Annotated in this window: 12 protein-coding genes; all 12 read right to left on the bottom strand. The window is 63.6% G+C overall.

The genetic code is table 11. The annotated features are described in order from the left end of the window. Positions 1–4: 4 nt before the first annotated feature. Positions 5–1,198 (bottom strand): tryptophan synthase subunit beta, encoded by a 1,194-nt coding sequence (gene trpB / locus HDG34_RS02815; protein WP_184036034.1) that lies wholly within the window; start codon positions 1,196–1,198, stop codon positions 5–7. Positions 1,199–1,258: 60 nt separating this feature from the next. After that, positions 1,259–1,969 carry a phosphoribosylanthranilate isomerase gene (locus tag HDG34_RS02820; protein ID WP_090808304.1) on the bottom strand — a complete coding sequence of 237 codons (711 nt, stop codon included), beginning with the start codon at positions 1,967–1,969 and terminating at the stop codon, positions 1,259–1,261. Further along, positions 1,966–2,778 (bottom strand): tRNA pseudouridine(38-40) synthase TruA, encoded by an 813-nt coding sequence (gene truA, locus HDG34_RS02825; protein ID WP_184057549.1) that lies wholly within the window; start codon positions 2,776–2,778, stop codon positions 1,966–1,968. Before truA ends, HDG34_RS02820 begins: the two co-directional genes overlap by 4 nt. Then, positions 2,775–5,447 (bottom strand): FimV/HubP family polar landmark protein, encoded by a 2,673-nt coding sequence (locus HDG34_RS02830; protein WP_184057551.1) that lies wholly within the window; start codon positions 5,445–5,447, stop codon positions 2,775–2,777. Before HDG34_RS02830 ends, truA begins: the two co-directional genes overlap by 4 nt. A 138-nt stretch (positions 5,448–5,585) precedes the next feature. Then, the gene (gene asd, locus HDG34_RS02835) at positions 5,586–6,707 is read right to left on the bottom strand and encodes an aspartate-semialdehyde dehydrogenase (RefSeq protein ID WP_184057553.1); all 1,122 of its coding nucleotides are present in this window, start codon (positions 6,705–6,707) and stop codon (positions 5,586–5,588) included. A gap of 360 nt (positions 6,708–7,067) precedes the next feature. Next, on the bottom strand, positions 7,068–8,135 hold the full coding sequence (gene leuB / locus HDG34_RS02840) for a 3-isopropylmalate dehydrogenase (protein ID WP_018433950.1): 1,068 nt from the start codon (positions 8,133–8,135) through the stop codon (positions 7,068–7,070). Positions 8,136–8,225: 90 nt separating this feature from the next. After that, a complete protein-coding gene (gene leuD, locus HDG34_RS02845; RefSeq protein WP_018424120.1) occupies positions 8,226–8,879 on the bottom strand; it encodes a 3-isopropylmalate dehydratase small subunit in 654 nt (217 codons plus the stop codon). Positions 8,880–8,963: 84 nt separating this feature from the next. Next, positions 8,964–9,122 carry an entericidin A/B family lipoprotein gene (locus HDG34_RS02850; RefSeq protein ID WP_184057555.1) on the bottom strand — a complete coding sequence of 53 codons (159 nt, stop codon included), beginning with the start codon at positions 9,120–9,122 and terminating at the stop codon, positions 8,964–8,966. A 5-nt stretch (positions 9,123–9,127) separates the two neighbouring features. Beyond that, entirely contained in the window at positions 9,128–10,537 is a 1,410-nt protein-coding gene (gene leuC, locus HDG34_RS02855; protein ID WP_090808290.1) for a 3-isopropylmalate dehydratase large subunit, read from the bottom strand. A 319-nt stretch (positions 10,538–10,856) separates the two neighbouring features. Then, positions 10,857–12,158, bottom strand: coding sequence for a citrate synthase (gltA, locus tag HDG34_RS02860; protein ID WP_184057557.1), 1,302 nt, complete (start codon positions 12,156–12,158; stop codon positions 10,857–10,859). Positions 12,159–12,230: 72 nt separating this feature from the next. Beyond that, the gene (locus tag HDG34_RS02865) at positions 12,231–12,503 is read right to left on the bottom strand and encodes a succinate dehydrogenase assembly factor 2 (RefSeq protein WP_018424116.1); all 273 of its coding nucleotides are present in this window, start codon (positions 12,501–12,503) and stop codon (positions 12,231–12,233) included. An 84-nt stretch (positions 12,504–12,587) separates the two neighbouring features. Beyond that, a complete protein-coding gene (locus HDG34_RS02870) occupies positions 12,588–13,292 on the bottom strand; it encodes a succinate dehydrogenase iron-sulfur subunit (protein ID WP_184057559.1) in 705 nt (234 codons plus the stop codon). Positions 13,293–13,303 lie beyond the last annotated feature (11 nt).

Raw genomic sequence — 13,303 nt, forward strand, 5'->3', positions numbered from 1 at the left:
CGGCTCAGAACTGGATACCCGATCGCTCAGCGACCGTGTGCATGTCCTTGTCGCCGCGGCCCGACAGGTTGACCAGCAGAATCTTGTCTTTCGACAAGGTCGGCGCGAGTTTCGTAGCGTAAGCGAGCGCGTGGCTCGACTCCAGCGCAGGAATAATGCCCTCGATGCGGCAGCAATCGTGGAACGCCTTCAGGGCTTCTTCGTCGGTGATGCCTACGTACTGAGCGCGATTGCTCTCTTTTAGCCACGCATGCTCGGGGCCGACGCCCGGGTAGTCGAGGCCTGCCGACACCGAATGCGTCTCGATGATCTGGCCGTCTTCGTCTTGCAGCAGATACGTGCGGTTACCGTGCAACACGCCGGGACTACCGCCGATCAGCGATGCCGCGTGACGACCCGTTTCGAGGCCGTCGCCGGCCGCTTCGACGCCGATCAACTGCACGGAACTATCGTCGATATACGGGTAAAAGATCCCCATCGCATTCGAACCGCCGCCAACACACGCGATGACGGCGTCTGGCTGGCGGCCAGCGAGTTCTGGCATCTGCACGCGGCATTCGTCGCCGATCACTCGCTGGAAGTCGCGCACCATCATCGGGTACGGATGCGGACCCGCAACCGTGCCGATGATGTAGAACGTGTTTTCGACGTTGGTGACCCAGTCGCGCATCGCTTCGTTCAGCGCGTCCTTCAGCGTGCGCGACCCCGATTCGACCGGCACGACCGTCGCACCGAGCAGTTTCATGCGATAAACGTTCGCGGCCTGGCGGCGCACGTCCTCGGCGCCCATGTACACCACGCACTCCATACCGAAGCGCGCGCAGATTGTCGCCGTGGCCACGCCGTGCTGACCGGCGCCGGTTTCCGCGATCACGCGCGGCTTGCCCATGCGCTTGGCGAGCAGAGCCTGGCCGATCACGTTGTTGATCTTGTGCGCCCCCGTGTGATTCAGGTCTTCACGCTTCAGATAAACCTGCGCGCCGCCGAGCAGTTCGCTCCAGCGCTGGGCGTGATAAATCGGGGACGGGCGACCCACGAAATACTTCAATTCGCGCTCGTACTCGGCGACGAATTCCGGGTCTTTCTGATATTTCTCGTACGCTTCACGCAACTCGTTGAGTGCGGAAAACAGCGTTTCGGCGACGAACACACCACCAAATTGGCCGAAGTGGCCTCTTTCGTCAGGCAAGTTGTACATGGTGATCACTTTTCTCAGGATGGCTCGCGGCTTTCATCGGAAAGCGCCCGCGAGCCTGAATCATTCAGCGTCCGCAGCGCGCACCGCGCGTACGAACGCCGCCATCCGGGCGTGATCCTTCACGCCCCGGGCGCCCGCTACTTCGATGCCGCTCGAGACATCGACCGCGTACGGGCGCACGCGATGGATCGCATCACTGACGTTTTGCGCGTTCAACCCACCACTCAAAACGGCCCGACGCGCGAGCTCTGCTGGAATAAGTGACCAATCGAAAACCTTCCCACCGCCGCCGTAGCCTTCGACATGGGTGTCGAACAGAAGACCACTGGCTGCTGAATAGTTGAATGCCGATTTTACCAAATCGGCCGCTCGAGTATCCGCCGCAACTCGCAACGCGCGCAACCAAGGCAAACCCGCAACGCCGGCGAGCGCCTCGCACTGCTCAGGCGTCTCGTCGCCGTGGAACTGCAACAGCGTCAGGTTCACGTTGCTCGCGACTTCGTGAACCCATTCCGGCGTCGCGTTGACGAACAGACCGACGACCGACACGAACGGCGGGACCTCATGCACGAGTTCGACCGCTTGCGCGACGCTCACCGAGCGCGGGCTCGGCGGATAGAACACGAGGCCGATCGCGTCGGCGCCGAGGTCGATCGCGTGTGCAATGTCGACGGGTTTCGACAGTCCGCACAGCTTGATGCGCGTGCGATGTGGCACGCCTTGCAAGGCGGTGGCGTCGGTCTGAATGGCGGGGTTCTCTGCTGCTTTCATGTTTCCGGTTGTTCGGTCCATACGCTGCTCCACGGCACGCTGCCCGTCGCCGGATCGGGCACGCCGAATTGCTCAGGATAGCCCACTTGCGCGAGGTACAAGCCGTCGGGCATGAAGGTCGGCGCCGCGCAATCGCGGCTACGGCTCGCGAGCACGTCGGCCATCCACGCGGCCGGGCGGCGGCCGCTGCCGATTTCGATCAGACAGCCCATCACGTTGCGCACCATGTGATGCAGGAACGCGTTCGCGCGGAGGCGGAAATGCACGAAGTTACCCTGTCGTTTGACGTCGATCTGGTACAGGTGCTTGAACGGCGTCTTCGACTGGCATTGCGACGAACGAAACGCCGAAAAGTCATGCTCGCCGATCAGGTGCTCGGCGGCCGAGCGCATCGCGTCGACGTCGAGTGGCGTGTGCACCCAGCCGGCGCGCGTCGTGAGCATCGGCGAGCGAACCGGACTTACGTACAGCACGTAGTAATAGGTCCGCTCGAATGCCGAAAACCGCGCGTGAAAATCGTCGGGCATCGGCTTGGCCCATTGCACGCCGATCGTCTTCGGCAGAAACGCGTTCGGGCCGCGCACCCAGGAGATCTCGAGACGATCGAGGTCGGTGTCGAAATGCACGACCTGACCCAAGCCATGCACACCGCGGTCGGTGCGGCCGGCGACCACCGTCTGCACGGGCGTGCGCATGAATTCGCGCAGCGCCCGTTCGAGCTCGTCCTGTACCGTGTTGCCATGCGGCTGCGACTGCCATCCAGTGAACGCGGCGCCGTCGTATTGCACGCCTAATGCGATGCGCTTCACGACAGCGGTGCGAGAGTCGAAAGCAACGCGCGGGCTTCGGTGCGCGTGGCTGGATCGTTTGCTTCGATCACTTCGTTGATGAGCGCGCGGGCGCCCGCCAGATCGCCGAGCTCGATGTACTCGGAGGCCAACTCCAGCTTGTTGCGCGCGATGCGGCCGAGATCGGCCGGTGTGAAGGCCGACAATGGCTGAGCCGGGCTCGGCGGCAACTCGAGGTCGAAGTCGAGCTTCAGCGCGCCGAAGCCGGCCGCGCCGAGGCCCGCGACAGCGCCGTGGCCGGCTGTGCCGGCGGCGATCTGGTCGGCGATGTGCGGGGCGTCGTCGTCCGCGCCATGGACGCCGAAGGCCTGCTGCGCGGTCGTGTCGGGCGATGCGACCGGTTGCGTCGAAAGCGACGTGGAAGGCTCCGCTTCGCCGACGGTGGGCACGTCGATGCGCGGTGGCAGCGGCATGTTGAGGCTGCCGAACGCGTCGACGGCCTCGCGCGGGAACTCGGTCGGTGCGGACAGCGCGGGTTCCGTCGGCACGGGGATGTCGCTGAACGGCTGACCGAACGACGTAGTGGCGCGCGGTTCGATCTGATGTTGCGTGAAATCGATCACTGGGGGTGGAACGTTCAAGGGGGACTGCGGTTCGGCCGTCGCGGTGTGCGACGCTGCCGAGGGCGGTTCCGCGGCGCTTGGGCTCGGGGTTGTCGTCGTGCCTGTCGTTTTCTCTGCGGTCGGACTTTCTGTGGGTTCCTCGTCCCATTGCAGGCGATGCGCGTTCTCGTCCTGCGTCGCGGCGCCAACCGGTTCGAGCGGTCCCAGCGGCAACGCGTCGGCGCCGAGTTCTGCCGCGGCGGCGAGATTGGCGGCCGTCGCGGCGGAGCGCAGCGTCTCGTCATGGGCGGGTGCGACCGCCGGTGGTTCGCTGGACAGTTCGCTTTGGCTGGGTAGCGGGATGCTGGCGAGTGGCGCCGTTAGTGCAGTAGGTTCGGGCGTGTCTGCTTGCTGTGCCGCCTGTTCTTCTGCGGCGCGCTCGGATGCGCTGCGTTCTGCTGCGATGCGTTCCGCTTCCGCATGTTCGGCGGCGACGCGTGCTGCTGCTTGTTCGGCTGCGGCTTGTTCGGCTGCCGCGCGTTCCGCTGCTGCGCGTTCCGCCGCGGCGTGTTCTCCGGCCGCTGCTCGCTCTGCTGCGGCTCGCTCCGCTGCGGCTCGCTCCGCTGCCGTCTGTTCGGCTGCTGCACCTTCCGCTGCTGCTTGCTCGGCTGCTGCACGTTCCGCAGCCGCACGTTCCGCTGCGGCGCGCTTGGCCGCCGCCTCCGCGGCCACCGCGCGCTCCGCTGCTACCCGCTCCGCAGCCGCGCTTTCTGCCGCTGCCTGTTCGGCTGCCGCACGTTCCGCAGCCGCATGCTCTGCTGCTGCGGCCTGCCGTGCAACCTCTTGATCTTGCGCGTCCGATCCTTCCGTGACCGCCGCCTGCCCCGCCGTCGCGCTGCCATTGCGCGAATCGGCCTCACGCGCGGATCTCGCCATTTCTGCATCAGTTGCCTGGGCAGCCCGTGCCGCGGCCTCTTTATCGCGCTTGCGGCGACCCATGCGCAGAGCAGCGAGCAGAACGATCAGTGCCGCGCCCACGGCCGCCGCGATGCTCAAATCGCGCTGAGAGATGCCGCCCTCATTCGACGGCGACGTCGTCACATTCGCGTGCTCCGGCGCCACGGCCACGGTCGCCGCGGAACCTGCCGGTGCCGGCTGCGCAGCGCTCGTCGGTGTGAGGCCTGAAGCGACGGGCGCCCCGCCGATACCGTGCTTCTGCAACTCCATCAGCACGCGGTTTTTCAGCGCGAGCAATTGCTGCAGACTCGACACCTGCGGATGCGGCTGCGAAGCCGCCTGCGCGGTCGCGGCCGACGGCGCTTGTCCCGCGGGCGCGCTCGCCGCCGGTTGAATCGATCCGGCCCATTCCCGCGTGCCACTCGTCGCCACCGGCGCCGAACCGGCCACTGGCGCGGACGAAACCGCACCGCCCGCCGCCGCGCCGGTCGATACCGCCGCGCTGGCCGCGCCGGAAACCGTGGATGCGGCTGGCGTCGTCGCTTGAGCCGCCGCGCTGGCCGCACTCGCGGCGGCGGCGTTGACCTGCGCGACTGCACTCGCCGTGCTGGCGGCAGCCGCCGCGGCCGGCGCGGCAGTCGGCGCGGAAGCGGGCGCGGCCGCCGTGGACTCCGACGCCCCTGCCGCGGCCCCAGTCGACGAAACCGCCAAGGCCCCCGACGCATCGAGCGCCGGCACGATCAACACCGCTCCTACACGCATCCGGCTCGGATCGTGATTCATGAACGCGGCCGGATTCGTGTCGAACAATGCGTGCGTAGCGCGCGCGAGTACCGCCCGGTCATGCGACTGCGTAATAGCGATCGCGACATCGTTCAGCGACTGCCCTGCGTGTACGGTGTACTGAGAGCCCGCAGCGACAGCAACGACAGCGGTAGTGGAACTGACAGCGGAAGCGGCATCCGGCGCGCTCGTGGCACTAGCCGGCGCGGCAAGCGCATTGCCCGCGCCACCGCCGAGCAGCGCAAGGGCGAAAGTGGCACAAGCGGCCATCGCCGCCGGACGGCTGCTGAATCGCACCTTCTCGTGACGAATGGACATAGCCCGAAGAGCGGAGCGTCGAAAGTTCATCGGGACTCCTGGGCGCGTCAGCGCGCAGCCTTTTTTGCGAGTGGAAAGAGACAAGATGATCGGAGCACACAATGAAAAAGCGCCGCGCAAGCGCGACGCTTCTTGAGTTGTCTACGCGTCGTGAGCGCGTAGTTTACTTTACTTGTCGAGCACAATGCGAAGCATACGACGCAGCGGTTCAGCCGCGCCCCACAGCAGCTGATCGCCGACCGTGAAGGCCGACAGATACTCGCCGCCCATCGCGAGCTTGCGCACGCGGCCGACCGGCACCGTCAGCGTACCGGTGACAACCGCCGGGGACAGATCGCGCATCGACGCTTCGCGTTCGTTCGGCACAACCTTGACCCAGTCGTTGCCCGACGCGAGGATGCTGTTCACTTCGTCGAGCGGCACGTCCTTGTTCAGCTTGATCGTGAGCGCTTGCGAATGGCAGCGCATTGCGCCGATCCGCACGCACAGACCATCGACGGGAATCGAACCCGGCGTGCCCATGGCCGGCCTGCCGAGGATCTTGTTGGTTTCCGCGCCGCCCTTCCACTCTTCCTTCGACATGCCGTTGCCGAGATCCTTGTCGATCCACGGAATCAGCGAGCCCGCGAGCGGTACGCCGAAGTGGTCGGTCGGCATGCTGTCGCTGTTCATCGCTTCGAGCACGCGGCGGTCGATGTCGAGAATCGCCGAAGCCGGGTCTGCCAGTTCGTTCTTCACCGCGCCGTGGAGCGTGCCCATTTGCGACAGCAATTCGCGCATGTTCTGCGCGCCCGCGCCGGATGCGGCCTGGTAAGTCATGGCCGTCATCCAGTCGACGAGGTTTTCGCGGAACAGGCCGCCCAATGCCATCAGCATCAGGCTGACCGTGCAGTTACCGCCGATGAAATTCTTCTGGCCTTTGACGAGCGCGTTCTTGATCACGTCGAGGTTGACCGGATCGAGAATGATGACCGCGTCGTCCTTCATGCGCAGCGACGATGCCGCGTCGATCCAGTAGCCGTTCCAGCCCGCCGCGCGCAGCTTCGGGAACACTTCGTTCGTGTAGTCACCGCCCTGGCAGGAAATGATCGCGTCGCACTTCTTCAGGTCGTCGATGCTTGTCGCATCTTTGAGCCTGGTCTCGTTTTTGGCGAACGAAGGCGCGTTGCCGCCCGCGTTGCTGGTGCTGAAAAACACCGGTTCGATCAAGTCGAAATCGCCTTCCTGCTGCATACGTTGCATCAGGACGCTGCCGACCATGCCGCGCCAACCTACGAGACCTACGTTCATGACTTCATACCCTTCGAATGGAAACTTCCCCGCGTCTTTGCCCGCAGTGACCGCGCGGGGAAGATGGGCGGGCACGACGGACGATCAGCGCTTCGTGATCGTTTTCGGGGTAATGGTTTTGATGGTAATGGCGAACTCGATCGCACGGGACGTTGTGCCGTGCGTTTTGGAAATCGAGGAGATTTGGGAGATCTGAGCCATCACAAGAATATACACGAAAACGGAAAACTGGCGGCGTTCTTCGCCGTATGACGCGCAAATCGGCCTGTTTCAAGGCCCGATTCGCGTTTTTAAAAGGCCAGTATCGTTGACCTGACCACCGCATGCCCTCGCTCTGCGAGCGCATGCGGTGCACGCGTTTTACAGCGCGGCCACGACGGCATCGCCCATCGCGGCGGTGCCGACCTGCTTGCAACCCGGCGTGAGGATGTCGCCGGTGCGATAGCCCTGTTCGAGCACCTTCTTCACCGCGGTTTCGATGCGATCGGCCTGCTCCGCCTTGTTCAGCGAATAGCGCAGCATCATCGCGGCCGACAGGATCGTGGCGAGCGGATTGGCAACGCCCTTGCCGGCGATATCCGGCGCAGAGCCATGCGACGGCTCGTACAAGCCCTTGTTGTTCTTGTCGAGCGATGCCGACGGCAGCATGCCGATCGAGCCGGTCAGCATGGCCGCCTCGTCGGACAGGATGTCGCCGAACATGTTGCCGGTCACGATCACGTCGAACGACTTCGGCGCCTTCACGAGCTGCATCGCGGCGTTGTCGACGTACATGTGCGACAGTTCGACGTCCGCGTATTCCTTCGACACGTCGATCATCACGTCCTTCCAGAACTGCGACGTTTCGAGCACGTTGGCTTTATCGACCGAGGTGAGCTTCTTGCCGCGTTTTTGCGCCGCCTGGAACGCGACGTGCGCGATGCGGCGCACTTCGGGTTCCGAATAGCGCATCGTGTCAAAGCCTTCCTTCGCGCCGGCGAACAGGCCGTCCGGCGACGTACGCACGCCGCGCGGCGCGCCGAAGTAGATGTCGCCGTTCAGTTCGCGCACGATCAGGATGTCGAGACCCGAAACGATCTCTTCCTTCAGCGACGACGCGCCCGTCAGTTGCGGGTAGCAGATCGCCGGACGGAAGTTCGCGAAAAGTTCCAGGTGCTTGCGCAGACCGAGAATCGCCTGCTCAGGGCGCAGCGCGCGTTCGAGCTTGTCGTACTTCCAGTCGCCGACCGCGCCGAACAGGATCGCGTCGGCTTCCTTCGCGAGCGCGAGCGTCGAGTCCGGCAGCGGGTGGCCCTTCGCTTCGTAGCCCGCGCCGCCGACCGGCGCTTCTTCGAGTTCGAACTTCTCGCCGAGCACGTTCAGGACCTTGACGGCCTCCTTGACGATTTCGGGACCGATGCCGTCGCCCGGCAACACTGCGATCTTCATGCGAATTCCTTGATGATTTTTTCGGATCTTTCTGGCGCAAACCGACATTGGCGCGCGAACTTCACGCCCCTGACGCCCTCACGGTTTCGCTTAGCGGACGAGGCGATTGTTCAGCCACGGTTGCTTCGCGAGACGCTCCGCTTCGAATTGGCGGATCTTGTCCGCGTGACGCAGCGTGAGGCCGATGTCGTCGAAACCGTTCAGCAGACAATACTTGCGGAACGCCGCGACTTCGAACGGATATTCGGTGCCGCCGTCGGCCGTGCGCACGACTTGCGCTTCGAGGTCGATCGTCAGCTCGAAGCCGTTGAACGCATACGTCTCGTTGAACAGATGATCGACCTGCTGTTCGGTCAGCACGATCGGCAGCACGCCGTTCTTGAAGCAGTTGTTGTAGAAGATGTCCGCGAAGCTCGGCGCGATCAGCGCGCGAAAGCCGTATTGCTGCAACGCCCAGGGCGCGTGTTCGCGCGAGCTGCCGCAGCCAAAATTCTTGCGCGCGAGCAGCACCGAGGCGCCCTGGTAGCGCGGCTGATTCAGCACGAAATCCGGGTTCAGCGGACGCTTCGAGTTGTCTTGACCCGGTTCGCCGTGGTCGAGGTAGCGCCATTCGTCGAACGCATTCGGACCGAAACCCGTGCGCTTGATCGACTTCAGGAACTGCTTCGGAATGATCGCGTCCGTGTCGACGTTCTCGCGATCGAGCGGCGCCACGACGCCGGTGTGTACGATGAATTTATCCATGACGCTTGCGCCTGTTCAGGACCGGGCGATGCGACTGGCGGCTGGAACCCCCGCGCCGTATCGCCGGCAAAAATCAAAAACCGCTTATTTCTCAGCGTGATTGCTGATCGAATTGCCGAGGTGCGACATGTCCTGGCCGAATCCGTGCACCGTGTTGCAGCCGGCAAGACCGAGCAGGAGCCCGGCGAACGTGCCGAGTGCGAAGCGGCGCAATAGAGTGATGCGATCCATGTTCTTCATCATGCGATTTATCCGAGCTTGCGAATGTCGACGAAATGCCCTTCGATGGCCGCAGCCGCGGCCATTGCGGGGCTCACCAGGTGCGTGCGGCCACCAGCGCCCTGACGACCTTCGAAATTGCGGTTCGACGTGGACGCGCAACGCTCGCCCGGCTCGAGCCGGTCGGCGTTCATTGCCAGACACATCGAGCAGCCCGGCTCGCGCCATTCGAAACCGGCCTCGGTAAAGACCTTGTCGAGGCCTTCACGCTCCGCCTGCGCCTTCACGAGACCCGAACCCGGCACGACCATCGCCAGACGGATGTTCGGCGCGACGCGACGGCCGAGCTTCTTCACGACGTAAGCCGCGGCGCGAATGTCTTCGATGCGCGCGTTGGTGCACGACCCGATGAAGATTTTATCCGGCTTGATCGACTCGATCGGCGCGTTCGGCTCGAGCGCCATGTACTTGAGCGCGCGCTCCATCGCGTCGCGCTTGACCGGGTCCTTTTCGCGCTCCGGATCCGGCACGCGGCCGTCGATCGGCGTGACCATTTCCGGCGACGTGCCCCAGGTGACCTGCGGCACGATTTCGGCGGCGTTCAACTCGACCACGCGATCGAAATGCGCTCCGTCGTCCGACTTGAACTGCTTCCAGTACTCGACCGCGTGATCCCACTCGACGCCCTGCGGCGAGAACGGACGGCCTTTCAGGTATTCGACCGTGGTGTCGTCGACGGCGACCATGCCGGCGCGCGCGCCCGCTTCGATCGCCATGTTGCAGACCGTCATGCGGCCTTCCATCGTCAGCGAACGGATCGTCGAGCCGCCGAATTCGATCGCGTAGCCGGTGCCGCCCGCGGTGCCGATCTTGCCGATGATCGCGAGCACGATGTCCTTCGCGGTACAGCCGCGCGGCAATTGGCCCTCGACCTTCACGAGCATGTTCTTGCTCTTCTTCTGCAGCAGCGTTTGCGTGGCCAGCACGTGCTCGACTTCCGACGTGCCGATGCCGTGCGCGAGCGCGCCGAACGCGCCGTGCGTGGACGTGTGCGAGTCGCCGCAGACGATCGTCATACCCGGCAGCGTGGCGCCCTGTTCCGGCCCGATGATGTGAACGATGCCCTGACGCAGGTCGTTCATCTTGAACTGTGTGATGCCGAAGGCGTCGCAGTTGGCGTCGAGCGTGTCGACCTGCAGCTTCGACACCGGATCGGCGATGCCGTGGCTGCGGTCCGTGGTCGGCACGTTGTGGTCGGACACGGCCAGGTTCGCGCTGATGCGCCACACCGGACGCTGGGCGATTTTCAGGCCTTCGAACGCCTGCGGGCTGGTCACTTCATGCAGCAGGTGACGGTCGATGTAGAGAATCGTGGTGCCGTCGTCTTCCGTGTGGACCACGTGCGTGTTCCACAATTTGTCGTAGAGAGTCTGTGCCATGGTATGCGGAGTAGTAGTGACTGCGGGCTGACTGTGTCGATTGATTATGCCACGCTGCGCACCGCGGTGGGCTGCTCAGCCGACGAAAAAACCGATAAAAAACATGGAGTTGGCTGGTAGTGGCAATACCTGTATCGTCGTTACCCTGCAAGTGTTGGCCCCAGCGACGCCAATGCGCCGCATGCGCGACGCCTAGCTGCCGCCGAAACGGAAAACGCCCCAACGGTAGACCCGTTGAGGCGTTTCATTCACCCCAATTTCGCGCTTGTGCACGGCACGAATGCCGCTGCGAAGCGCGCGTATCGAGGTCGATCAGCGATCAGCGCTGTGCGATCGGCTTCGCTTCACGCAGCGTCTCGCCGATGAACAGCTGGCGCGGACGGCCGATCTTCTGCTCAGGATCGGCGATCATTTCGTTCCACTGCGCGATCCAGCCGACCGTGCGTGCCATCGCGAAGATACACGTGAACATCGACGTCGGAATGCCCAGCGCGCGCTGCACGATACCCGAGTAGAAGTCGACGTTCGGGTACAGCTTGCGCGACACGAAGTATTCGTCTTCGAGCGCGATCTTTTCGAGTTCCATCGCGAGCTTGAACAGCGGATCGTCGTGCAGGCCCAGCTCTTCGAGCACTTCGTAGCAGGTCTCGCGCATCAGCTTCGCGCGCGGGTCGTAGTTCTTGTACACGCGGTGGCCGAAGCCCATCAGCTTCACGCCCGAGTTCTTGTCCTTCACCTGCTTGATGAACTCAGGAATGTTGTCGACCGAGCCGATTTCTTCCAGCATGGTCAGCGCGGCTTCGTTCGCGCCGCCGTGCGCCGGGCCCCACAGACACGCGATACCCGCCGCAATACACGCGAACGGATTCGCGCCCGACGAACCGGCGAGCCGCACGGTCGACGTCGATGCGTTCTGCTCGTGGTCAGCGTGCAGGATCAGGATACGGTCGAGCGCGCGCACCAGCACGTCGTTGACCTCATACTCTTCGCACGGGTTCGAGAACATCATGCGCATGAAGTTCGCGCTGTACGACAGGTCGTTCTTCGGATACACGAACGGCTGGCCGATGCTGTACTTGTACGCCATCGCGACCAGCGTGGGCAGCTTCGCGATCATACGGATCGCCGACACTTCGCGGTGACGCGGGTTATTGATGTCGAGCGAGTCGTGATAGAACGCCGACAGCGCGCCGACCGCGGCGACCAGAATTGCCATCGGGTGCGCGTCGCGGCGGAAGCCGCGGAAGAAGAACTGCATCTGCTCGTGCACCATCGTGTGCTTCGTGACGGTGCCGACGAATTCGACCTTCTGCTTCTGGTTCGGCAGCTCGCCGTTCAGCAGCAGGTAGCAGGTTTCGAGGAAGTCGGCGTTTTGCGCGAGGTTGTCGATCGGGTAGCCGCGGTAGAGCAGTTCGCCCTTGTCGCCGTCGATGTAGGTAATCGCCGAATTGCACGCCGCCGTCGACATGAAGCCCGGGTCGTACGTGAATTTGCCGGTCTGGCCGTACAGCTTGCGAATGTCGATCACATCCGGGCCAATCGTGCCCTTGTAAATCGGCATTTCGACGCTCGGCGAATTGTCGCTGAACGATAGCGTGGCTTTAACATCTGACGGGGTCATAGCACATCCTCAATCGAAGTATGGATACAGGGTTTCGATAATTGCACGCCTGGAACAACGGACTGGCGGCGCTCAAGCGTTGCGCAGCAACTCCAGAACCCGGACCACGTCCGGGTCGGCCAGATCGCCTTCTGGTTCCTTGCGCGCGAGCAGCAAGTCCATCAGGTCGTTATCGCTCAGCTCGAGCAGGCGCGTGAGTGCGCCCACGTCGGCATCGCTGAGGTCATGCTCATATCGGCTGAAAAAACGCTCGAAAATCAGGTCGTTTTCCAGCAGGCCCCGCCGTGCGCGCCAGCGAAGACGCGCGCGGCGGAGAGGGTCGGACTGATGCGATGTTTCGGTCATGTCGGTACACCCCGCGCCGCGCCCGGGCGCACTGACCGCCCTCTCGGGGGCAGCGCGCGCCAGGGAGCGCGGAGCTCATTGATACTAGACAGCGCGGCGAACCATCAATTCCTTGATCTTGCCGATTGCCTTGGTCGGGTTAAGGCCCTTCGGACAAACGTCGACGCAGTTCATGATGGAGTGGCAACGGAACAGACGATACGGATCTTCCAGGTTGTCGAGGCGCTCGCCGGTTGCCTCGTCGCGGCTATCCGCGATGAAGCGGTAGGCTTGCAGCAGACCAGCCGGGCCGACGAACTTGTCCGGATTCCACCAGAAGCTCGGGCACGACGTCGAGCAGCTCGCGCACAGGATACATTCGTACAGGCCGTCGAGCTCGTCGCGTTCTTCCGGCGACTGCAGACGTTCCTTTTCCGGCGGCGGCGTATCGTTGATCAGGTACGGCTTGATCGAGTGATACTGGTTGAAGAACTGCGTGAAGTCGCAGATCAGGTCACGCACGACGGGCAGGCCCGGCAGCGGACGCAGCACGATCTTCTGCGGCAGGTCGTTCAGGTTCGTCAGGCACGCGAGGCCGTTCTTGCCGTTGATGTTCATTGCGTCCGAACCGCACACGCCTTCGCGGCACGAGCGACGGAACGACAGGGTTTCGTCGAGCGCCTTCAGCTTGATGAGCGCGTCGAGCAGCATGCGTTCGTGCGAGTCGATTTCGATCTCGTACGTCTGCATGCGCGGAGCGGCGTCCTTGTCCGGATCGTAGCGGTAAATTTCAAATGTACGCTTGGCCATTTCTCTGAATT

This window comes from Paraburkholderia sp. HC6.4b (assembly GCF_014200875.1).
In the GTDB taxonomy this organism is placed as follows: domain Bacteria; phylum Pseudomonadota; class Gammaproteobacteria; order Burkholderiales; family Burkholderiaceae; genus Paraburkholderia; species Paraburkholderia tuberum.